This window comes from Phytohalomonas tamaricis (assembly GCF_003012345.1).
Classification (GTDB): Bacteria; Pseudomonadota; Gammaproteobacteria; order Pseudomonadales; family Halomonadaceae; genus Phytohalomonas; species Phytohalomonas tamaricis.
Map to the genome: position 1 here is coordinate 212323 of NZ_PVRV01000021.1, position 23479 is coordinate 235801.

General features: G+C 46.0%; 13 protein-coding genes and 1 pseudogene. 6 read left to right on the forward strand and 8 right to left on the reverse strand.

Features of this window, described 5'->3' with window-relative positions:
• Positions 1-357 precede the first annotated feature (357 nt).
• From dndB to C3Z11_RS10735, 4 genes are read left to right on the forward strand one after another with little or no spacing between them, the layout of a single operon-like run.
• Positions 358-1434: a DNA sulfur modification protein DndB gene (gene dndB / locus C3Z11_RS10720; protein ID WP_106477947.1), complete on the forward strand. Its 1077-nt coding sequence runs from the start codon at positions 358-360 to the stop codon at positions 1432-1434.
• Positions 1431-2954: a DNA phosphorothioation system sulfurtransferase DndC gene (gene dndC / locus C3Z11_RS10725; protein WP_106477948.1), complete on the forward strand. Its 1524-nt coding sequence runs from the start codon at positions 1431-1433 to the stop codon at positions 2952-2954. Before dndB ends, dndC begins: the two co-directional genes overlap by 4 nt.
• Positions 2954-4948 carry a DNA sulfur modification protein DndD gene (gene dndD / locus C3Z11_RS10730; protein WP_106477949.1) on the forward strand — a complete coding sequence of 665 codons (1995 nt, stop codon included), beginning with the start codon at positions 2954-2956 and terminating at the stop codon, positions 4946-4948. Before dndC ends, dndD begins: the two co-directional genes overlap by 1 nt.
• Entirely contained in the window at positions 4949-5311 is a 363-nt protein-coding gene (locus C3Z11_RS10735) for a DndE family protein (protein WP_106477950.1), read from the forward strand. It abuts the gene before it with no gap.
• Positions 5312-5516: 205 nt separating this feature from the next.
• Here the strand turns inward: C3Z11_RS10735 and C3Z11_RS10740 are convergent, their stop codons facing one another.
• The 6 genes from C3Z11_RS10740 to C3Z11_RS16855 form a co-directional block, all read right to left on the reverse strand.
• Positions 5517-7319, reverse strand: coding sequence for a DUF262 domain-containing protein (locus C3Z11_RS10740; RefSeq protein ID WP_106477951.1), 1803 nt, complete (start codon positions 7317-7319; stop codon positions 5517-5519).
• A gap of 9 nt (positions 7320-7328) precedes the next feature.
• A complete protein-coding gene (gene dptH, locus C3Z11_RS10745) occupies positions 7329-12434 on the reverse strand; it encodes a DNA phosphorothioation-dependent restriction protein DptH (RefSeq protein ID WP_262927359.1) in 5106 nt (1701 codons plus the stop codon).
• Positions 12415-13749: a DNA phosphorothioation-dependent restriction protein DptG gene (dptG, locus tag C3Z11_RS10750; protein ID WP_106477953.1), complete on the reverse strand. Its 1335-nt coding sequence runs from the start codon at positions 13747-13749 to the stop codon at positions 12415-12417. Before dptG ends, dptH begins: the two co-directional genes overlap by 20 nt.
• Positions 13746-15341, reverse strand: a complete 1596-nt coding sequence (dptF, locus tag C3Z11_RS10755) for a DNA phosphorothioation-dependent restriction protein DptF (protein WP_106477954.1) — start codon at positions 15339-15341, stop codon at positions 13746-13748. The genes dptG and dptF overlap by 4 nt, the downstream gene beginning before the upstream one ends.
• An 814-nt stretch (positions 15342-16155) precedes the next feature.
• Positions 16156-16479: a DUF2726 domain-containing protein gene (locus tag C3Z11_RS17305; RefSeq protein WP_106477956.1), complete on the reverse strand. Its 324-nt coding sequence runs from the start codon at positions 16477-16479 to the stop codon at positions 16156-16158.
• A gap of 673 nt (positions 16480-17152) precedes the next feature.
• A complete protein-coding gene (locus C3Z11_RS16855) occupies positions 17153-17314 on the reverse strand; it encodes a lysozyme family protein (protein WP_158701006.1) in 162 nt (53 codons plus the stop codon).
• A 981-nt stretch (positions 17315-18295) separates the two neighbouring features.
• Between C3Z11_RS16855 and C3Z11_RS17310 the strand changes: the two genes are divergently transcribed.
• The gene (locus C3Z11_RS17310) at positions 18296-18562 is read left to right on the forward strand and encodes a DUF551 domain-containing protein (protein ID WP_394810209.1); all 267 of its coding nucleotides are present in this window, start codon (positions 18296-18298) and stop codon (positions 18560-18562) included.
• Between the two features lie 1057 nt (positions 18563-19619).
• On the opposite strand, the gene C3Z11_RS17105 is transcribed toward C3Z11_RS17310, so the two are convergent.
• Positions 19620-20078: a general glycosylation pathway protein gene (locus C3Z11_RS17105; protein ID WP_262927360.1), complete on the reverse strand. Its 459-nt coding sequence runs from the start codon at positions 20076-20078 to the stop codon at positions 19620-19622.
• A gap of 1818 nt (positions 20079-21896) precedes the next feature.
• Between C3Z11_RS17105 and C3Z11_RS10785 the strand changes: the two genes are divergently transcribed.
• Positions 21897-22235 (forward strand): endonuclease, encoded by a 339-nt coding sequence (locus tag C3Z11_RS10785; RefSeq protein ID WP_317450668.1) that lies wholly within the window; start codon positions 21897-21899, stop codon positions 22233-22235.
• Positions 22236-22310: 75 nt separating this feature from the next.
• Here C3Z11_RS10785 and C3Z11_RS10790 read toward each other — a convergent pair.
• Positions 22311-23474, reverse strand: a pseudogene (locus C3Z11_RS10790) (IS3 family transposase).
• Positions 23475-23479: the final 5 nt, after the last annotated feature.

Here is a 23479-nt window from a genome sequence, read left to right on the forward strand (position 1 = left end):
TCGACAGGCAGAAAAGAGCGGGATGGTTAAGCTGAGCAGCTGTAATTTAACGAAGAGTTGGGGATGTATTCGAGGTCAGCCAATAGATCACGGAAAATCTAGAGATCGACAGGCTATATTACTACGGACAAGATCACCTAATTCACTTGAACTTCAGAGTTCTCCAGCCAAATAAATGACAGTAATGAAGCGTGGTGTACCGGCCAAAAATCTGTCCAAAGTTATTACTCTTCTAGTAATTTCATAGAGTTAAAAATTCATCCATCTGATCACCACAATCTCTTAGCGTTGACATGGAAGTTTATTATATGTAAATTAACTTCCATGTAGTTTTTAACTTCCAACTCCGGAAATTTGATGGCCGAGTTCTCCCACACCTTCCCGGCGGCTCGGGGCTTTCAGTCCGGACGCCCGTGTTATGTCGCCATGTGCCCTCTGCGGTTGGTACCCAAAATTTTTATTTTTGACGGCCAAGAAGTTCCTCCTGAGCTCAGAGCCCAGCGGGTTTTGAACCGTACCCGAATTCCCGAAATTGTGAGTTATCTTGTAGATAATCCGTCTGATTATACACTTTCTGGCATTACCGCGTCTGTAGACGGACAAGTCTCATTTGAGCCCAGTACTGACACTGGTCTTGGGCAAAACCTCGGACTGCTGTCTATTCCGATGGACGCCAAGATTTTGATTAACGATGGTCAACACCGCCGCGAAGCGATTGTTCAGGCGATCGAACAAAACCCAGAACTTGGGTATGACAATATCCCCGTGCTTTTTTTCATCGATGACGGTCTTAAGCGAAGCCAACAAATGTTCGCCGATCTGAACAAGCACGCCGTACGACCAAGCGACTCCATTAGTACCCTCTACGACCATCGAGATCATTTATCTGAACTCGCCAGATATGTAGCTCGAGAAGTAAGGGTATTTTCAAGACTTACTGAAATGGAGAGATCAAGTATCTCCAATCGGAGCAGCAAATTCTTCACCCTGTCAGCAATAAAGAACGCATCTAAGGCTTTGCTGATGAAGGGGAAAAATGAGCCCATCACAGAAGATGAGCAGAAGCTGGCAGTACAGTTCTGGAACGAAGTAGCTGAAAACATGATGGACTGGCAGCTAGCGCTGGAAAAGAAAGTAGCAACCTGTGACCTACGAGAGCAATACATTCATGCTCACGGCGTTATGCTACAGGCCATGGGGCAAATAGGTGCAGATCTTCTTTGCAAGCCAAAACAGCAATGGAGCGAAATCCTAAAAGGCCTGCAGAAAATCGATTGGGCGCGTGCGAACAGTGATTGGGAAGGACGCGCCATGCATCATGGCCGCATCAGCAAAGCACGAAGCAGCGTAATCCTCAGCGGTAACTACATCAAACAACAGCTCGGTGTTCCACTCACCCCTACTGAACAGGAATACGAGGAGTCGTTCAAATGATGGAAACAGAAGAGAGATTCATTTTTTCAGATCATTTATCCATGATCCGGGATTATACGATTGCTGGGCGCCCACTCGTGGATTTAATCCGAGAAATTCAGACAATCTACTGTGCAGACGATCGCCCTTGGATTATTGGTTTTAGTGGTGGAAAAGACTCAACATGCATTTTGTCGCTTATTTATATGGCGTTACTTCAGCTTCCGACAGAGAAGCGCAAAAAACATGTTTATGTTGTTTCATCTGACACCTTGGTAGAAACCCCTGTCGTCGTTGACATGATTCAGCGTGTAATAAGCACTATCAATGAGTCAGCACCACAAGAAGGCTTACCCATCAGTGCTCACAGCGTTATCCCAAAGACTGATCAAACATTCTGGGTAAATTTATTGGGCCGTGGTTATCCGGCGCCAAACCAAAGTTTTCGCTGGTGCACCGAACGAATGAAAATTCACCCTGTGAGTGAATTCATTCTCGACAAGGTCGCTGAGTTCGGTGAAGCCGTTGTCGTATTGGGCTCTCGCAGCCAAGAGAGTGCTTCTCGAGCCCAGGTGATCTCCAAACATAAAATCGACGGCTCTGCACTCAGTCGTCATAGCTCACTGCCTAATGCATATACTTACATGCCAATCGAAAGCTGGTCGGCTGATGAGGTATGGATGTATCTAATGAGCGCGCCCTGCCCCTGGGGCGGCTCCAATAGAGAGTTACTGGAGCTGTACAAAGGGTCAAATCAGGGCGAGTGCCCAATTGTCATCGATAAGAGTACGCCTTCCTGTGGCAACAGTCGCTTTGGCTGCTGGACATGCACTGTTGTGACTGATGACAAGGCCCTCCATGGACTGATTGAGTCAGGCGCCAGCTGGATGAAGCCATTATTGGCTTTCAGAAACAAACTCTATCAGTCCCGGCAGCCTGAAAACTCCGAAGAGTATCGCAACTTCCGTCGGCGGACCGGCCGAGTTACTTATAATTCAGGCGATATAAGTGATGACAGCGTGCGCGAGGTACGCCACATACCTGGTCCCTACTGGCTATCCAAGCGTCAGGAATTTTTACGTGAATTGCTGACGATTGAAAAGGAAATCAACGAAAACGGCGAATCCATCGAGCTGATCACGCGGCCAGAGCTGCATATGATCAGAAGAGAATGGTTGCGAGACCCCAATGAGCCAGACTGGGAGGATTCTCTACCCAGTATCTATCGAGCAATCTATAACGAAGATCTCGACTGGATAGATGACGATGCCGGCGCTTTCACACGAGCAGATTCGGAAACCCTGGAAAACCTCTCCGAAAAATACGGCGTACCTTCTGCGCTTATTCGAAAGATGCTTGAAGCAGAGCTTCAAGTGTCAGGACTTGGCAATCGACGAGGCATATTAAATAGCCTGGAAAGCATCCTTCAGCGAGATTGGGAGGACCTTGAAGCCATCAATGAACGTAACCAATCCTTTCGCAAGCGGGGCAAGACCTACGCTGAGGAAGTGAAAGACGAATTTTCAGAGTTTCTGCATTAATGCTTATTAAAGAGCTTACGCTAACCGACTTCCGAGTTTACGAGGGTGTCAATTATTTTAATCTCTCCCCAGAAAAGCATGCTGGTGAAACGCGACCCATCATTCTCTTCGGTGGGCTCAATGGTGCAGGAAAGACCAGTATTCTTTTAGGGATAAGGCTTGCCCTCTATGGGAAGCTGTGCCTGGGGTCAGCCGTGTCACAGAGACGTTACGATGAGTTTCTACTGGAAGCCCTGCACCACTCCCGAGCAACCGGTCGCTCTGCCAACACGGCAGCCGTTGAGCTCACATTTACTTATGCCAAGCTTGGAACGGAAAATCAGTATCATGTGAAGCGTGAATGGGAGCGACGAAACAACGGTGTAAAGGAAGCTCTGACTATCCATGAAAATGGTACGCCCATAAAAGGTCTGAACTATGACCAGGCTCAAAACTTCCTGAACGAACTCATCCCTGCTGGCGTGTCGGATCTGTTCTTCTTCGATGGTGAAAAAATAGCGCAGCTGGCGGATGATACAGGCGGTGTCGCTTTAGAGCAGTCGATTAAAAAACTGCTGGGGCTCGATATTGTCGAACGGCTTGCCGGCGACCTGACTGTTTTAAACAGAAATCTCACCAAGCGCTCTTCAGCGCAGGAGATTCAATCGAGCATCGATTCCGAGCAATCCAGCCTTGAACGTTGTAGAACACAGATTGAGTCTGTTCGACAGAAGATGAACACCCTCTATGCGCAGCGCGCAGAGACGCAGGAACAAGCCAACAGGCTTCAAAAGGATATTGATGACCGCGGCGGACACTTCTCTGCGCCCCGGAAGCAGCTCGAAGCCAGACTCACAGAATTGCAGAGTGAGCGGGATAACCTGGTTTCCAAGATCAATGCCCTGATGTCTGACGCAGCACCTCTCGCATTGGCAGAAGCATTCTGCGCTAGAACCGAACGTCAGATTGAGCACGATCTCAGTCTCCAGAGCCTTCTTCGTGAGCGTAGGCTTCACGACGAATACCGGACCCGACTGATTAGCTCACTCGACTCAAAGTTAACAGCAGACGCTTTAGCCGTTGTTCTCGGTGAACTGGATACACTGAGTCCATCTACAAAAAATCAGGGCGCTGAGCAGCCAGTTCATGACTTGACACCATCGCAGGCCAGTCATCTCTTCTCTACGTTTAACGAAGCTCGAAAGCAGAAAGAAGAAGTAGTTGAGTTGTTTAATGCTCTGGAACAGGTTGAAGCGGCTCTCGACGAGATAGGGGCATCACTCGCGCGTGCGCCGGACGACTTATTGATAGCATCCGACTTCGAAAATCTCCAACAGCTGCAACAAAAGCTTGGCCGGTTGGATGCTGAAATCGATTCTCTTCGCAGGCTGGGTAAAGAGACTGCAAACGAAGCTGTCGATATCGCTCGAAGGCTTGACCGACTTTACGAGAGCGCTGCGAAATCAAGTGATCAAAAACGAGTGTTCGACTACATCAATAATGCCAATGGCCTTCTAACAGACTACGTAGGCCAGACAGCAACCGCGAAAATTCGCGACCTTGAAGAGCAATTCACAGAGTGTTTTGCAAAGCTTTCTCGTAAGGAAGATCTAGATTTACAAATCCACATCGATTCGAGCACTTTTCATATAGCCCTTCTCTCAAATAGCGGGAAAACAATTGGAAAGGACGAGCTCTCTGCCGGTGAAAAACAGATCTTTGCGATCGCCATGCTTGAGGCGCTGGCAAAGACTTCCGGACGCCAGCTACCGATGATTGTTGATACTCCTTTGGGGCGGCTGGATTCAGAGCACAGAACCAGACTCGTAGAGGGTTACTTCCCGGTGGCAAGCCACCAGATGATCATTCTCTCGACCGATACAGAAGTTGATGAGTCGTTCTATACAGCGCTTTCCCCAGATATTTCCAGAGCCTACAAACTCGAGTATGACTCAAAAGCAGGGGCGACTCGGGCTCGTGAAGGCTATTTCTGGCAAGAGCAGGAGGCTCTCTAAATGTTTCCCTCTCGAATCCATTTGAGCAAGAAGACCTGGGATCGTCTGCAGTACATGCAAACGAAAACACGCCTGACCCCTAACGTGCTTGCACGTACGGCTATTGCGCTGGCACTACGCGATACGCACACAGCTACGATTAATGAAAACAAGCCCGAGCAGACGCATGTTATTAATCGAGATGTGTTGTTTGGTGATCAGGCAAATGTGTATGAAGCTTTGATCTATCAATTCTGTGCCGAGCAAAAAATCGATGCTGACATTCAGGATATTGTTCGATCATTGATTGATGTCGGTTTACATAAGATGGGGCATATAAAAAGCATATTGAACATGAACAATTTTTTCGATTTAAAATATTAAAAACAAGTCAAAATCGAACTCCAACAAGAGAAGAATCAAAACGTAAAAATGAGCTTTATACTTTATCATTCAACAATGAAACAAATGCTTAAACAAGAGCTCACTTTAGTGAGCTCGACAAACCTATCTAAAAAAGCAGCAAACAAATTACCGTATATAAATGCGTTATCTATTTTTCATTATATAAAAATATAAAAGATAAGCACTATAGCGCTTCTCCCAAGTAAAACACTTCCTTTATTTGATCGTGAAGCTTATCCTTTCTTTCTAAATACTCTCTTTCAGTAAAAGAAGAAAACTCACTAAGCTCTCTAGTCATCTTTATTCTAGATGACCTATAAGCTGGAATCTTATCTTCAAACGGCAGATCTGCAACACTATTATTTTCTGAATTATATAAAACAGTCAGGTTTCCAATATTATTTTTAAATTCTTCCATCATGTCATCTTTGTGTTTAGCTTTTGAGCTCTTTGGGTATATATGCTCTATGGTCAAATGCCGAGACTCAGGAAATTCTGCGAAAGATTTTTTAAACATTAAGACAGGGTTTCTTTTTCCACTCTTTAAATATTCGACATTTTCTTCTATGCTGACCAGCATATATTTCAAGTTTTTATTATCTTCATCTGAAACATAATTGACCTTATTTAAAAAATTCTCGAAATCAGGATCAGATACTTTTTCTGCTAGTATTTTTTTCACTCCCCTCAAAAACCATACTGGCTGGTAGTTGTTCGGAGATTTATTTATTTCCAATATCGTCGAATAATACAGTTTTGTAACTGGGGTCATCCTCTTCTCTAAAGCCACCTTAAATATAAAAAAGAACTTCTCCAAATAAAATATAATTTCGTAAAACTTTTTCTCTTTAAGCTGAGAAGCTGACATCAGCAAAGGAATCGAGTGAGTGTGCTTAAAATTTACAACTATATTTTTTAATTTAGACTTTTGACACTCAGAAAGATTGGATTTTTCATAGGGCCAGCGACCCTTTAATATATTTTTATACAAACAAATACCCAGATAAAGATTTTCTATTTCATCTTTAATAGTTTTTCTTTCATTAAAAAAATTTTCTGAGAAATTTTCAAATATCTCTGCTTTCCTACAGGATTTGCCCAACCTATAAGTATAGTATGACATCAGCCTGTTATTGACTTCGGTATGTCCACCGTCTGAGATCTCATCCCATTTTTCTTCGAGAGCGATCAAATCTTGTTCGGATCGATCCCTCTTCCCATCGAATATGCCAAGAGAAGCAGCTCTTAATAAGTCTCCAGCAGTAAGCGATCTTCCACGATCATTAATAACTTGAAATAGCCTATACGCGTCTTTAACATCTGACATTTTTATCATCAATATTTTACAGGAACTAGACAACACCTTAAATAAAACATCGCTTTCACTTAGCCTTTGCTCTTGCGTTAAACCATCCAGGAAGCAAGACAACCAATTATCAACAACTCTAGCTGCATCTTTTATTAACTTCTGAGAAGAAGTTATTGCCAGTGTTTCTTCTTTTCCATCTATGACAAATGATTTGTAAAAGTCTTTATCTCTTCTTGATAGAGTTATCCTGGGGAAAGATACATCTTTTTCATTCTCCTCCGAATTAAAATTGATATACTTTGACTTATACTTCCTTATTCTCTTCCTTCTTAGTTCCGACTGGCTTTCGCTTAAACTCAACCTCTCAATTTCTACTGTTAACCTAGATATAAACAAAACAATCGTAGATAGGCGCTGCTGCCCATCAACAAGCTCATATACAACTTTTTCATCAAGAATAGATTCGTTTTTTTTCTTCACACAAACAATGCCCCCCAAGAAATGTTGGTCTTCAGAATTATTCTCTTTCACCTTCTTATACAAAGACTCTATATCTTGAGTAAATTGTTCAACATTTTCACTAGTCCAAGAATAAGCTCTTTGAAACAATGGCACCTTGTAAATAGTGTTCTCTGAAAAAACGCTGTCTAGCGAGCAGTAGTTTGGTTTTACATCCATTTTATACCCTCACAATTCCCAAAAAGCTAAATCTTTAATTTTCGCTACTTTCTTTTTCCCATCCACATACAAGCTGTAGTGCTTATCAAGCTTGCGAATTTCACTCATGTAAAACTCTTCGCTTTGCTTACTAGGAGTATTGAAGATGGCCTTAATTTCTTGCGATTTAATATTGGCGACCTGATGGATCACCCAAGACAGAATCAGAGTTGAGTAATCGTTGTCACCGGTTTTAAAATGCGTCAGTTCCTGAGTAGAAAGGATGGTGCCCACGCCAAACTCTCGGCCTTCTTTCAGAATCTTCTTCAGGCTCTCGAAATCCTGTGACATAAAGTTGTCGGCTTCATCGACCAGAATCATTTTGGAAATTTGGCGAAAGCTACCATCCAGCCTTGAGCTACCCTGTTGATGCATCTGGGTGTAAAACAGGTCCAGCGTCAAAGCGACCACAAGGTTTTGAATACTGGGGTCGTAACCAGACAGATTAATCACAGTGACGCCGTCTACTAAATCATAGAGTGACTGCGTTTTACTGTTGTCCGGCTCAAAGATCTCAAAGCCAATCAGGTCGTCCAGGGCAGCATAAAGGGAGTCCTGTTCAACCTTTTCCTGCGCCTGAAACTCTGCCCAGATATCTGCGAGTGTTGGTGCTGATTTGGCCCAGGTTGAAGGGTCTTGCGGATATATCCCAGCTGCTTCATACGCATCCATTACCAGCGTACGTACCTTGTTCTGCTGCTTAGGGCCAAGCCCAAACGCTTTGGCTACGGTGGTACGGAACAGATTGGCCGTATGCATCGGCTGCATCGGGCGGTTGCCAAATACCGCGAACGGATTGAATGGCAAATGGAACAGGTCGTATACCTTGGCATTGGTCGCTTCTACAAAGTCATCCTTAACGTAGTCGGCCTTGTAATCGAAGATCAGGATGCCAATATCAGTACCGCCAACATTATTGTGCTGATTACGTACCAGCTGGGTAATCAGCGACTTGGTAAATTGCGTTTTACCGGTCCCCATGGTGCCGATGATGCCGGTGTTGGTATTAAACAACTTCTCAGTGTTGGTAGGTTCCCAGTAAATAATTTCACCTGTCTGTACATCTGAACCAAACTGGATTTTGAGAGGGGCTGCTACAGACGCTAGAGTCTCTTGGCTGGTGATTCCTTTTGAAGAGTCTTCATCTGGATTAGAAGAACTTTCAGATTGGGGTTTTATGGTAGGCGAAAGCCCCTCATCAGTGTGGCCACTGCTTGGTGGCCTATTTTTAGTGCTTTCCGAAGTTTCATGTTCTTGTTGGGTAAAAGGCTGCAAAAAATACTGTTCTGGAATGTGTAGAAGTAGCGAACTGTTGATCTTGGCTTTCAACTCCTGGTAAGGCGTTCTGACAAGTTCTGGCAGAAGCCCCATGGGTATTTCTGCCTGCAAAATACCATCCTCTACCTCATACTTTTCTTCAAAGCAGGATTCGTTGTTGATGTGAGCAATGACCATTGCATTGGGATAGTTTGGAAGCTCACCGATACTGTAACGCCCTTCAAGCCACTCTTCACGATGATTGAGCAGGCCAGTAAAGTGCCCATCTTCAAAAACCCTATACAGCTCGTACTTCTCAATCTGGAGTAGTACCTGGCGAATGAAGAGCCCCCGGTAGAGTCTGGCTTCAAGCGTATCCGGTCCCAAAAGGTCTTCCTGCATGTACCGCTTCAGCTCAACTGCTTGTTCTTTCGCCTTGGAAAAGTCTGGGCGCCCTCCAGCTTTTACCTCAACGGGTAAAAGGTAGAGTTGGCCTTCCTTGAAGCCCGCAAACAGTATGTCGTCGGAAATTGCACCTTTTCGGATATTACGATTATGTCGAGAGAAATCGCTGTCAGACATTGCGAGACCAATGTTACCTGCTACGCGAACCATCTCAGCAACTGATAGAGGAACCCAAGTGATATCTGACTTCGCCAGAAGTGTACTGACTATTTTATAGGCACCGATAATCCCCTCTTTGGCAATCTTTTCCTTCGACTGATCAGTAATCAGTTTGAGTAACCATTCGCCATTAAAGGCGTTGAACTCTCGGATCAGTTCATTGCCGGCATTACCCAGAACGTTTTTATAAAGATCAATTTGCTTGGTAACGGTAATCGCATCGTAGCCAGACGAGCTAGTGTATTGATCTGAATAGTGAATCAGAATGACGCCTTTCGTAGCTTCAAAGAACTTCAGGGTAACCTTGGGGTCAATGATGGTCGTCCATACGGAGCTATCGTATGAGCGCTCCAGCAAGGACATAAATTCCTGACTTACGGCGAGGCTTATAGCCGAATGATCATGATAGACGTCGTTTTTCGACTGGGATGGGCGCCACAGGGTTCCTATTAGCTTGGCGAGTTTCAGGTGGGGCGACGCGCTATAATCCACTCCTTTTAACCCGAAGGCTGTAAAGTATCGATCACCTTCGCTACGTGAAGATTCACCCGACAATAGTCCACCGCATGCAACACCAGATAGGTGTTCATCGATATTGTTATCAACGGCCTCGACTTTCTGATCATTCTTGAAAAACGTTAGATGAGCGTAGGCTTGCTGATCTACTTGCTGATGCCGGAATTTGCTGAATGTGAGCCTAGTTCTCAGCAAATCAATCACTGCATCCGCGTTTCGACGCGCTGCTCCCTTGTCTAATCCATATCTTTCCTTGATTGAATCATACAGCCCCATCTCAGCGAAAACATCGAACTCGGTCTCGACGAGGTCCTGATCGTATAAATTTACATGTATGTGAAAACCTTCCAACAGATGGGCCTGATAGTATGAGACCAGCCCGCTGAACAGTTCAGCGTTCTCTGCATTGTTGACGGAATTAATCAGCAGCGGAGCATCATCAACTTGAAGAAATAGCTGTTCAAACGTAGAGGTGAATTCCTCGATCTTGTGTTTTACAAGATTTATGATGAAATCGAAGCTTGTGTCCTGATGCGGCACGACTTCCAGCCAGAGGGGGTTTTCTGGCACCGCCTGTGTGTAACTGTATTGGTTATTTTTCTCGTACAGATGGGGTAGCAGCCCCCTTGCGTTTAACCGGCCTTTAGTGACCTCAGGAAGCTCGAGAAAACTTCTGGCTTCTCCGTCTTCAATAATTTCTTCAATCAAATTCAGATAATACGACATGATCAGCGGATGGAATGGGGTAAAAAATTTCCGCGTCTCAACTGTCGCTAAGCCTAGGCGAATCACCAAACGGTCAGAGCTACTGAGTGGTTTACCTGTTGGGATTTTTTCCAAGTATTCAATGCAGGCGAGGACATATTCTTTCCCTAAGGCAACAAGCTGCGGCCCCCAGCTCGCCAATGAAGGCAGCGTTTTATGTTCTTGGAAATAGAATATGAGGGCACTGTATGCCTTATAGACTCTACCATCTGCGAGAGACAAATCAGCAAGCGGTATTCCTTGGCGTAAATCGTTATCCCACTCCACACATTCATCGTTTACGAATGCTGATTCAGCTTGCAACAACAATTTTCGCAGGAATACGGGGGTGGACTCTTGGTTGTCGAAGACGACGGTTTCTTTTCCAGGACGATATACACCGTTAAACTGATCATCTTTGAAAAGCCGGGCGAACCGGCTAGTGTCAAAGAGCACGGGCAGACGTAATATCTCTTTGCTCGGCTCGCCTTCAACCAGTATCAGAAGCGATTGTTCGCCATTCGTCAGTGTGAAACTAACCTCATCAGACTCTTCAAAGAGCTGTTCGAAATCCACTTTCCCTACTGCATCGATATCTATGGTTTCTCCACTGTCAGTCAACACAGTTTCTGTTGTGACGTCTGGATTCACCTCGAGGAAATGTTGAACTGCCTGAAGAACAAGAGCTTTTCGTTTCCTATCTATGAGAAAACGATTGTCAAAGGCCGGTAGATGGAAGGCATCCTCTTGAACGACCATACAATGGAAGCTATATTTTTCGCTTGACGAGTCCCGGTTCAACCTGAGGCTAAAGAACCTGGGCTCAACACTACAATCACCTGATATAGAAAATGTTGACTTGTCTCCCCTTGAGGAGAAGTCAATGTTAATGATATTCGACATAGCCTTGGGCTGTATCGATAATTCACGTTTTACTATACCCTGGCCGATGAATTTGATTTTGAAGTTAAACAATTCCCCATTGCTGGGAACCTTAATAATGAGATGTTTATCTCTCCTCCCTGTCGGGGTATCTTTTTTATCTCGAATTTCAACCTTACAGCCATCAACCTCAATACCTTCATAGTCAAGAGTGAGCTTTTTCTGGCGCTCCTCCTCGTCTCTAAAGTCTTGATAGTTGAGTTCTGTCCAAGGGACTTCCGCTCCATCCGCAAAATGTTTCTGTATAAACTTTGACCCGAACTTTGTTAGTTTGTCTTCCAGATCGTTAGAGAAATGCTCGACCGCGAACTCTATCTCTTCTCTTAGCTGTCGATTAGATTCTAAGCGGCGTTCTACCTGTTTTCCGTTGACGTTGCTTAGTACCTGGGGGTCGTTGAAAAGGCCAAGCTCATGAAAACGGAGATCACCATCCAGCAAAGCATCATGAAGATGCCGAAAACCGAACACACTCGAACCTTCCTCTGTGATAATTCGAGCTTGGTGTTCAAGAAGGCAACGGGAAGCGACTTGGTTGCGTAGTCCTTCTGAGATCAACTCGTTTAATTTATTTTTTGTCTGACGGGGCGACCAAACCGCATCTCCTTGAGCGAGATCGAAGGCGCTATTTATGAGAGTATCTAGCAAGCTGTTATGGATTATCAGAAGAGCACAGCTCTCAAAAGGATCCCGCTGAGCCGCCACTTTATCCCTGAGGCTTGAAATATAGTTCTCGGTGTAGCATTCATTTTTGACATCAGGCTGATCTAAGTGTCCAGTTACCAAAAGACGGATACCATTGATCGTAAGATATGACAATTCATGGTCACCGGCACACAGCTGACCATCACAGTCTGCTAATAATTCAGAGACAAGGCCAATCGTATTTTCTGGATCTGGTGATTTGAACTGATATCGAACACCCGCCTCAATCCGAGTATGAAGCCAATTGCGCAGATTGCTTACCAAGAACGCTTCAAAGTGTTTTTCGGACATATACAGCATCCCCGCTGTCGCTCATTCGCTCAATATTCCCAATCCGTTCAAAAAACCTGATAATCGCCTGTTCGGATTGCCTATCGAACCATACACCACGTTTCTTGAATTTATGTAGGAGCTCTTGAAACCTAACCTGTTCCTTGCTACCTATTGATATATTGGTAAGCAGTAAAAAGTAATCTTGTGAAATAGTCAGCACTCTCCCAGAACGTCCCCGGACTTGGATAAAGTGAGAGGCTATTTCATTCTCAAATGCGTTTACAAACTTACTGTTAACCGTATATTGGTTCGGTCGGCTCTTGCCAAATATTTCTTTTGCTGTTCGACTTAGTAGCTCCAACAGCTCTTTCGATGTCTCGGGGTATACATCAATAGCTTCAAGGTCTCGTTTCTCACGGTATCTTTCGCAAAAGTTCACCAGTGAGCTTCTTACTTGACTCGCTTGTGAAGCATTCATGCTTTCGATATCCGAGAAAACTTTCCACAGCGGGAACTTCTTGGCTTTCCTATCCTGAGGCTGGTTCAGGTATTCGAGCATCGACAGAACTGGAAATAAATCAAAGGCCTTCACCTTCAAATGACGGAACGCTTCTCTGACCTGCTTTCGCTCAAGACTGGCCTTCTCAGTGTCTAGAATAAAGAAAAGAGGCTTACTGGCGGGTTCTTCTGTCCAGCCGTTTATGTTTAATGCTAGTTGGGAGCTGTACAAAAACGTGTAAAGGTTAAAGAATGATCTGAGATTTTCTAGAAAATACTCAGGATATTTCAAAAGGAAGCTGAGATCTTCAGAAAAATGCTGAGTAATAAAAGGTAGATAAGAGTACTCTGCAGAAGCCTCATCGGAGTCGACTAGGCGCTCCTGAAATTCATGAACGAGTTCTCGCTCAAGAAAATTGACATCACTGCTGAGTCTCTGGAATTTAGCGTCTGAATTCCTAACAAAGCTTATAAGCACTTGAGAGACGTGTTTGTTCGTAGACATCTCTGCTTGATTTGCTTTAAATATTAGAAACTCTGGTGAAACCTTGAACAACCCAGCAGCATCATTGTCGAAATACATCTTCTCAATGAACGGTTGTATAGACTGATCAGTCAACTTATAGCTTAGGCGTTTCATAAATGCTGCTTTGAAACTATCTAAAGTAGACTCTTTTTCAAGCCGTTTTTTAAATGCAGCCGCCAGAACACTACCAGCTATCGCCTCAAAATCGAGGCCAGTAGTTTGAGATCGAAACGGCAAAAAACTATTTATAAAATTCTTATTCTGAATTTCCTGACTATTGAGCGTTAAGAGATTATCGGAAACCGTCATTCCCCACCTCCGACAACAAATTCTTCATCTTCAGTTTCGTTCGTAAGGGAAAACCGGTCCTGCCCATCAGAAAACATCAAGTTATCTGACTGAACGATAGCTTTCGTTACGTCATCAATGATCTCTTCCAATATAACGATCGTGTTCTTGTCATGCTTATTTGGCCTATAGCCATCGTTAATTTTCGACACCAGCTCGAGGAAGCTGACATTGACGTTAAAGGTGCGAAGCGGCTTACCCCCAACTTTGAGACAAACTGGGAATTCATAAATATTCTCCATAGTCTCATTTATAATCCTTTTTAAATCGGGCTTTATATCTCCATTCGCTGAAATGAAGACCCCGTTCCTGGAGCAAAGGGAAAGATGATTCCTTTTGGTTAATGAGGGCTCTAGCCTATTTCCAAACCTCATTAACGCAGATATAAGCTCTTCATTGTAGAAACTTCGAAGCTGCTGACGCTCCTCAGTATTCCCGTTATATTTTTTATGTAATCGCCAAATCTCTATGTACCGCTCATAAAGTGGCTGCTGAAAATCATTCCTAAACGTTTGGTGGAAGTTGTTTCCAATATTGACGTCTCGAAAGAGATAAAAAAATCGGAGCCAGCTAGCAGCACTAACGCCGACAATCCCAAAATCTTTTGAAACTGTCTCTTGGAATTCATTAAAAGCATCTTCCTTTATACCTAGAGGATGCTGTATTAGAAACTGATCAATGCGACGTGATCTGATTGTGCATGGATCAAAGTGGCTGATGATATCGCTTAAATCATTATTGCCAGTAACGAATAGATTATCAAAGAGTAAACCAGGGCCGCTGATTAGGTGATGTACAAAGTCAAGCAGCGCTCGCGCGGACAAAAATTGATCGAACCGTAACCTTGCAGAAAGAAGTAGCTGTATAATTCGCTCGCGGACTTGCTCTTGATAAAGTATCTCGTAATTGATCGCTAGCTTATCTCGGTTTGTTTGTATCCCATCCAAATATGCTCGATAAAGCGGATTAGCATCGGACCGAGCAACTACTCGCGCAATCAGTCCGCTTATAAAATCTGACCCCGTACTCTCATCTTCAATACTGAATTTCGGATACTTCTCAAAGTCCAGAAATTTATAGGAAGGAGATTTACTTTCACCTGACTGAAGATAGGATTCAATTGCGTCTTTGATTTCCTCATGTCGCGAATGCCCCTGCGACGCAAAGTTAAATAGCATTCCCACATTAACACCGACCACCAGCGGTTTGTCTGATTCGCGATGCTCATCGAAAAGCTGATCTAGGGCGTCGATCGCGTTTTGATCTGGCTTAAAAGCATGCGTCGCATCTAGGTGAAACCTGAAATTCTCTGAATAGCGTTCATAGTAGCGTTTCAGAATTTCCGATTTGCCGTCACCAGATGAACCGCATAAGAAGATTACGGTATCTTCTGCCGGACCGGACTCCAACAGTTTCCTGAAATCTTTCTCGATATCAGTTTCAACGTAGAGGTAATCTTTTAACTCGTTTTGTTCTTTTTGTCCGTGACCCAACGTGGTTACCGCTTGGGCCGAGGACCTGGCCAGGGTGTCTAGCAACCGTTTGAACTGCACGCCATGTCCTTAACCGTTCGGTAGTATTACAAGTGGTTATGTTTTCGCAAAAAGAGACCAAAAGTCATCGAAGCTACCATAGCGAGGTTTTCGGCGGGAGGCTAGAAGCACGCCTCCTTTACCAAGAACAGATCAAGGCGAGAAAAGGCTCTTATATCAACGGTTAAAAGTATTGCTTACTAGAGTACAGAGGTTCTGAGCACGAAAAGCACTTGTGGGCTGATAACCAACGCACGAATACCCAAGTTGCAACATGTTCGTCTGCGGATTCCCAGTTTTCCACGGCGGGACAAAGTTCGGCTCTGAACTCATTGACCTCATCTCCGAACCACGCGGAGTAATCCGTAAACTGACGGCAGACATCCTTCAGGTAATCCGCGCCATAGACATCAAGCACGACCTTAGAAACGAGAGTGGCCGCTCGCTCGATAACTGATGCCGCTAGGATGCTGTGGCGCATGGGTTCTTTGACGTCTCTTCCATACACTTTCAGAGCCTGAAGCGAATCGGTGAAGTTTTTGATCAGGGGCGGGCACCTCGCATCCAGTTAATGGCATTGTCGAGGTTGTTTTGCCGAGGATAGTACTCAGTTACTGCGCTATTCCCAGGGTAATGAAACTAGGTCTATGGTAAGGCACAGATTCGATAGGCCCAGCGCATGACTTTTTCCAATGACATCTTCACTTTGCCGTCATCTTGAAAAGAAGGCAGATGCCAAAAAGGGCAGAGACTGATAGACACTGCCAGTATTTAGCAGCAGCGACGCGTTACAGGACGCCTATCATAATAGCCTAGAGTCGAAGAAGCCTCCATTTCACAATGGTCGGAAGCTACATAGCAGCTGCCCCGTTGTATCGCCTAAGAACCTGATAGTTCTCTTGACCGATGATTTAAGAAAACGGGTAATACTATTTCTGGCATCAACTATGGATCTTATACGCAGCTTGAGTGGCCTATTATCCAATGTTATGAGTAAATCGACCCGCTTACTATTGATGCTGCGAAAAGCATCTTTATTGTTAGTGCTTAGTATTTCACCCAAACTGACTTGTGAAAAAACGCTGTGTCCCTGGCGAACAATAGTGACTGCTTCCCTAGCGGCTATAAACGCTTGGTACTCGCCCTTGTTCATGAGCATCTTGGTTGAAAATGAAACGGAGGCAATGCGTTCAAGCTGAGATTCTTAGAGTTCCTTTTTTCTCTTGGCCTTTGAAGGCGCTTGATACTTGTTATTGTATGGCTGCTGAACGAGCCCGTTTGAGTGTTTCTGAGGTTTTTTCTTAAAACTGTGGCGATGAAAACAACCACTGCGATTATTTCAAAACCGCTCATACCCGACTGATACCTGCATTTGATATTTTCGTAATCAAGCAAGTCTCTCTCTTTTTAACCCCAGCGGCAATCTGTTCGAACCCCTATTAGCTGTGATGCGCTAACACTCAACATACGAGACAATTTGATGAACAACAAGAAAATCGGCATACCGGGGCTTTACTCTATCAACGATACATACAGTAAATATCATCTAAATTGCACTTTCTAACACCGCTGGGCGAGAATCAAAAACGCTAAGCGTTTCGTGGGCTTACACCACCTCAATCGAGCCTACCCTTGTCGACTACTGTATATAAAACAGTAGTCGAGCTGGGAGGTCCTCATCAGGGATAGTGACCGCGGTCCTAAGTCAGGCAAGCTGAGCTGATCGCAGCAGTGCACCCAGTCGTCGTGACGCATGTACTGATAACGGGAATAGAGTGAACCGCTTATATGCCTGGGCAAATGGTCACGGCTGAACGGGTACGCACTGTAGTCTAGAACACCTCGGGGCCGTCCGAGCCGGTCACGAATGCGTCATAGCCATTGTCACGCGTGAGCGGATGCGGGCCAGGCGCTGTACCTTCGGACCACGAGATGAGATCGAGAAACGAGCACACGTTCACGCCACCGACATCGTTGGGTGAGATATGAAGCATAAGGAGTTACTGAGAGAAGGAATCGCCCTGACCCGGGGTACAAAGGGGAATCAACAAGGCAGGGATGGCGAAACGGACTAAGCAGAACAGCTTACATATCGACACCATAAATGCATCGCTATGTATAAGTATTTGGCGTAGGGTGAACTCATAAGACCGCCGCTACTGAACATATGGCGCTGACCAAGGATTGGTCAGCTTACCTCAAGGACAGAGGCACATTCAGCAAGCTGTCTGACTGTAAGACTTTCAAGGCTCAGCGTGGACGCTGGGTCTTTTTTGTTTGTGTCATATGAAGATGTCCTGTCACCTAATTGGCGGAGGCGCAAGAATCACAAGCTTAGCTGAACAGTATAGTCTCCGGACAAAACTACAATATGTTGTATTCAGCTAGCATCAGAGATGTAGAGTCTCGCCCATCTCGTCGCTATCGCAATCTCCAAAGGATTCCTTCAAGCGCTTTGCATCTGCCTCATCGTGACTACGCTCACTAGCCATTTTGATGGCGTGCGCAGTAACTCCGTACACAGCCGCTGCAAGCGTCGGGAAGACATCACATACCTCGCGCAAGGAGATGACAATAGCAGGGCTAGAGACGATAGAGGATGCCCTGAAGGACATGGGGCAAACGATCAAGGAGCCACGCGTTGCACAAGCGGCACGCGACGCCTTGGTCGCATTAACAATTTGGTTCCAATGCGCTCCGTAGGGTCACCACGAGGGGGCATAGTTGGATGACCGGATCGGGGTCTGTACCGATCAAAATTAGCGGGGCCACCAGCGCTATCTGGTAGCGATCTGAAAGGGTTTTGCCCGCACTAAGATTGCCTCAACTGTAAAAACAGCCGCCATAGTGTGAGCGTTTTACGTTACTCCCTCTATAGCTCGTCGCGCATTCAGGAAAGAAATATTGTTCTCCACTATCATTAAGCGCATTAGCAAGGAGGCATAGTGAGGGAATTCTTACTGGCATTATTAGTCATGACGCCTATCGCGGGGATCGTCCTTTTCTTTCTATTCAAAAAACGGCTTTCTATCGGGCATGTATGGATTAGTAAAATCAAATGGACTCCCGTATCTACAGCGGTACCACCAGAGGGAGTCACAGTATTGGTATATGACGGCATAGAATGCAGCGTCTTAACAATAGACTCCGCAAACCAGCAGATACATAGGAACGGAGCGCAATTTGCGTTCACTCACTGGATGCCTTTGCCCTCTCCTCCAGACATAGCAATACCGATTTAATCGTTTACTGCCCCAAACAGAACCCTTTCAGATCATCGCGATGACTCATCCCAAAGCCCTGCCCGCCTCGTGCGGGCTTTTTTGTGGAGAAGGTTATGAATCAGATCGCAATCGCTTATGGAATACGCCTGGCGTGAAAGAAGCCGTGGCTGGGCAACAAGCTCGAAGGTAGAAAAAATCGGGGATTGGAAAACAGAGGACATGGTACCGGCGGCGCCAGGTATTACGGAGGCTGAGCCATGCGCCATGGTGAGAATCAAATCATTCGGATTGGGGAAGACTCTCGCATCATCGGCATAAGCCCCAAAACGCTTTACAACTGGTGGGCAAAATACACGTTCCGCCGCCGACCGAGTACTCTCCGGGCGTGCGGGGATGAAGAAAGGCAACGTTCGAGAAAGCAATTGAGAAGTTGGAACCAGTACATTAAGAATTGTACTAACAGCTCCCTGTACAACCCTCTAGCGGGAAATGCTACTCCAGGCCATGCTTACTAAGTGATTGTTTTGGCTGGTGGGTCCAGTAGGACTCGAGCCTACGACCAAGGGATTATGAGTGCAATTCGTTAACATTGAGGGCCGCGCCTGCAATGCGGCTTCCTAGATAAAACAATGGGTTATTCTTATCCACCTCTCACACCCGTTACTTTTGTTACGCGCAATCAGCAACCAATCCGCAACCATGCATCGATGTTTGAAGCAGATCGCTTACGGTCTGAGTCCCCAAGAAATTAGGCCACTGGTTGGAAGTGGTGCGGTGCGAGAGTTGGGCTAACGCCCTATCGCTAACGGCAGGTTTTGAAATCGTTGTCTAGGTAATTTACGGCCGCGCTTGCTACGGGATTGTCTACTCAGACACATACCCCCTTCGAGGACCTACGCGACGTTAGCGATAAAAAGGCAAGCAGAGACGACAATGGTTCGTAAGATAGACCATTACTCTTCGAGACCACACCCGTAAGCCGCCTCAGCTTGTGGTACATCGCACAGGCTTGGTGGCCTTCTACTGAATCAGGCAAGTCTACAAGAAAAGACGAATAGCCGGTTTGCATTTTCGCCTATTTGTCATCGTCACGAGTCAACCTCTGATATACACCAAGACCGACTACCACCAAAATAGCTGAAATCAACAAGAAAGTGGGGTAGATCAGCGTAGTAATATCCTCTGTCCCGGCTTTAAACACGAAGACCAGGGATTCCAGACTTATGGCAATGGCAATTATGACAAAAAATTTTAATAAAGCCTCTCTCTGTTTTGCGGGCGACTTTGTAGCGCTGCTGCTAAAAACTTCTTCCTCTAAAAAGAACTTGGACACATCAAAGACAGCCATTCCAATCACGATCAAGCCGATGGCATTAAGAAGGGCTGCGATAAGCAAGGTTCTTTCGTGTATCGAGATCCATATATCCCATAGGGCAACGCCCATCATTGTGAGGCTGATAATTACCAAACCCAAGCTGATTAGCCCATAAATAGCACGCCCTATCAAATTAGAAATATTTCTCGCCTTATTCATTTTTCTCCGACCATCCAGTTAGTTTTTGGAATATATTAATGCTAATAGGAATGCGACAGCACGCTTTGATATTGGATGAACACGCTCACGCGTTCAATACCGTTATGTCGCATGCCGTCTCCTACCTAATTCGCGAAAAGCATAGCCCAGACGCAGAACGCCTGTTCTCCCTACCGCGACATCTACCGTGGCAGTAATGGCCTCTTCTGCCCGTAGAAGGATTGCACGCGCCTAATCAAAGAATTTCTGTCCAGCGGGGTTAGCCTCAGTACGCGATTACCGCGCTCGATCACAGGGCCATGGTGACACTGGCCTGCACCGAGCGCTGCATGCGAGCTGAATTTTCAGACAAAGCCCACTATTTAAGTAAATACTAATGGATATAACGTTCTTGACCAAAATCCATGGCATTTGTTTTAAACAACAGTGACGAGCATATTTAACTCATTGATTTATATGAATGACAAAAACAACTGCCATAAATCCATACACATTTATACATAATAACTGTCTTTCTGCATGGCAGATTAATATAAGCTATTGTTTTTTTATGAACATTCAGTGAGCCAACGCGCCAAATCAATCCATTTCATTGTGTTGCTGGAGAAGGCTGATTGCCGGACCGTCTGGGTCACCCTCCGCCCAAGCGCAGTCGATATGTCACGGCTGGGAGGGATTATGGTAGCGATACGTCACGACGCTATTGTGCTCGTCACGGTATGCGCCCGATTATTCCCCGACGCTGCATACATCGACGTCCACGCCCGAAGCCTCCACATCAGTTCGACCGGCCGAAATATCGCCAGCGTAATGGAGCGGCGGTTTGGCTGGCTGAAGAAAAAGTGTCGGTTAAAGACCCGTTATGACAGGCTGGCCAGCAGTTTCAGGGCCATGGTGGCGCTGGCAGCATCGACCGCTTCATGCGGGCTGGACTTTCAGACAGAACCTAGGAGAGGTGAATACGAAATACGAAGAAAACGGTGTGATAAGCACTGTCTTTGAGGCAGATTACAGCGTGCATACGTGAGAAGGCCCTGGCGATGATATTGCACACCAATACTGTGAGCTAATTCAGCCCAGCACGGCGGGCATCAACGTTCCGATGCGGATGACATTTCATAGCTTTGATAGTTGAAAGCATTCTCTGTTTGGTCTGTTTATATGCAAGACACTGATAGCTTACGTTTATCCTGGTGAAGACCATCACCCAGCGGTATCCGTAAGAGAATTAACAGCTCACTATGCCGACTCATTGATCCATGAAGTCGGAGCTCGATCAGTGTTTAAACATTTTAGGTGCGATGGAGTGGGACCGCTGCGATGGTACCCGCAGCAGTCTCAGGATATGAGGTTTTACCAATCAGGATATGCACCGGACGCATACGCATGGCTGCAAGTATCAGCTGTCCCGGAGTAAAAACCTAGCGGACAATGTCATGTTTAAAGATGGCATTGGCGGTGCCTAATGACATGCGGCTGTCCTTCTTTTCTTCGTATTTCGGCATTTCACCAAGCCTTAGGGCGCAAGACACATGTCAAACAACGTGCACTTCTACGAACCAGATCTAGGCCACGGCTTATCGCATGACCCGTTCAATGTACCGCTTTGTATGGACTAACTTTGACATCGGGTCCAGGGTGCCAAACATGGAACGGGGTGAAGAATATGTACCTTCCACACATACACCGAGTGTAGTCAGAAAGCATGGTTTCGTTATTATGTACCTCTTTTTACTGTGGTCCTTATGTACCGTTTCACATTGATCCTGCTTTCACTCATTGCCTTACCCGTTCTTGCTGAGCCTCCGAGTTCATTCAGTGCCGCAAAAAAAGATTGCGACACAAATCTATGCCGATCACCAGAACACGTTTTATTGCGGCTGCACTTATGGCCCCGATCTGGCGGACTGTGACTATCAGGTACGCAAGCAGGAAGCACGGGCCAGCCGGATCGAATGGGAGCACATCATGCCGGCTTATGATTTCGGACGTGCACTGCAGTGCTGGCAAGATGGCGGGCGTTCTAACTGCGAGGCAACCAGCCCGGAGTTCAATCGCGCCGAGGGAGACCTCGTCAACCTGGTGCCGAGCATCGGTGAGGTGAATGGTGACCGCTCTAACCTCGGTAACGGTATGGCAAATTGGACAATCTGCTGATGAATTTTGCTGGCCTTCGCCCATCCTAAATGTGATGTTGGCGCGCTCATTGTTAACTACATAAGAGTGTAGTGGTCAACTGATCCCGGGCAGTAATTTAAGATTCGCTTCGGCCAACACAGGCGGGACTCCCTGATTGAACATATGAGACCACTGCCGGTTGTAGTAGCCTACCAAGTACTCACCGATGTCCTTTCTGGCATCGTGAATGCTCGGATAGCCCAAGGGAGGAACCCATTCGATCTTCAGGCTTCGAAACAGGCGCTCCATGGGCGCATTATCCCAACAGTTGCTACGCCGGCTCATGCTCCTCCGCCTCATTCGATAGCGCCATAATCGCTGGCGGAACAAACGGCTGGCGTATTGACTGCCCTGGTCAGAGTGAAACAACAGCCCAGTAGGCCTTCCTCGCTGCTCTTAGAATGATCCAGCGCACTAATCACCAACTCGGCATTGGGCCGTGTCGATAATGCCCAATCGATTACCCGACGAGCGCAAAGATCCAGAACCACCGCCAAGTAACTCCAGCATTGCCCGGCCCGAACGTAGGTAATGTCGCCGCACCAGACCTGGTTGGGCCCGTTGATTGTGAACTCACGACCCAGGCAGTTCGGAATATCCGGGCGCTCAATGGTGGTCTGCCTGTAAGCGTGGGGCCTGGTTGCTTACATACCAGCCTCAGTTTCTGCATGAGACGGCGAACCTTAAAGCGACCGATTGTAATGCCCTCGTCATTGAGCATTGCAGTGATCATGCGGCTACCTGCCGAACTGCGGCTCTGTGTAAATAGCCGGTTCACGGCAGCCCTGAGCGTTAACCGCTCAACGTTGATGCATGAACGTTTGAGGCGGTATTCATAGTCACAGGAACAAAATACGCCAAACGCCTCACAGACCATTTCTACCGGCTCCTGCTCGCTTAACTGTTCTATCAGCGCGTACGATTCAGTTCTTCCGACATCAAGAGAGCAGTAGCCTTTTTTAATATCATCTTTTCCCTCTCCAGGCGATGAATCCGGGCTTCCAGTTCCTGTATCCGCTGTTGCTCCGGCGTCAGTGCCTTGGATGTGGGCGAGATACCGTCACACTCCTCGGCAAGCTGCTTTAGCCAGCGTCACAGGACGCTTTCCACTACGCCGAGCGAGCGGCTAGTTTCAGTGATGGAATAGCCTTGGTCCAGCACCAGGCAGGTTGCTTCCTGCTTGAACTCCGGTGTGAAAGAACGTCGCTTTCTGGTCATCAGAT

Coding starts and splice junctions, on each gene's coding strand:
- dndB (WP_106477947.1), top strand. CDS start 358: ATGGCCGAGTTCTCCCACACCTTCCCGGCGGCTCGGGGCTTTCAGTCC.
- dndC (WP_106477948.1), top strand. CDS start 1,431: ATGATGGAAACAGAAGAGAGATTCATTTTTTCAGATCATTTATCCATG.
- dndD (WP_106477949.1), top strand. CDS start 2,954: ATGCTTATTAAAGAGCTTACGCTAACCGACTTCCGAGTTTACGAGGGT.
- C3Z11_RS10735 (WP_106477950.1), top strand. CDS start 4,949: ATGTTTCCCTCTCGAATCCATTTGAGCAAGAAGACCTGGGATCGTCTG.
- C3Z11_RS10740 (WP_106477951.1), bottom strand. CDS start 7,319: ATGGATGTAAAACCAAACTACTGCTCGCTAGACAGCGTTTTTTCAGAG.
- dptH (WP_262927359.1), bottom strand. CDS start 12,434: ATGTCCGAAAAACACTTTGAAGCGTTCTTGGTAAGCAATCTGCGCAAT.
- dptG (WP_106477953.1), bottom strand. CDS start 13,749: ATGACGGTTTCCGATAATCTCTTAACGCTCAATAGTCAGGAAATTCAG.
- C3Z11_RS17305 (WP_106477956.1), bottom strand. CDS start 16,479: ATGCTCATGAACAAGGGCGAGTACCAAGCGTTTATAGCCGCTAGGGAA.
- C3Z11_RS16855 (WP_158701006.1), bottom strand. CDS start 17,314: ATGCTTCATATCTCACCCAACGATGTCGGTGGCGTGAACGTGTGCTCG.
- C3Z11_RS17310 (WP_394810209.1), top strand. CDS start 18,296: ATGACGCCTATCGCGGGGATCGTCCTTTTCTTTCTATTCAAAAAACGG.
- C3Z11_RS17105 (WP_262927360.1), bottom strand. CDS start 20,078: ATGAATAAGGCGAGAAATATTTCTAATTTGATAGGGCGTGCTATTTAT.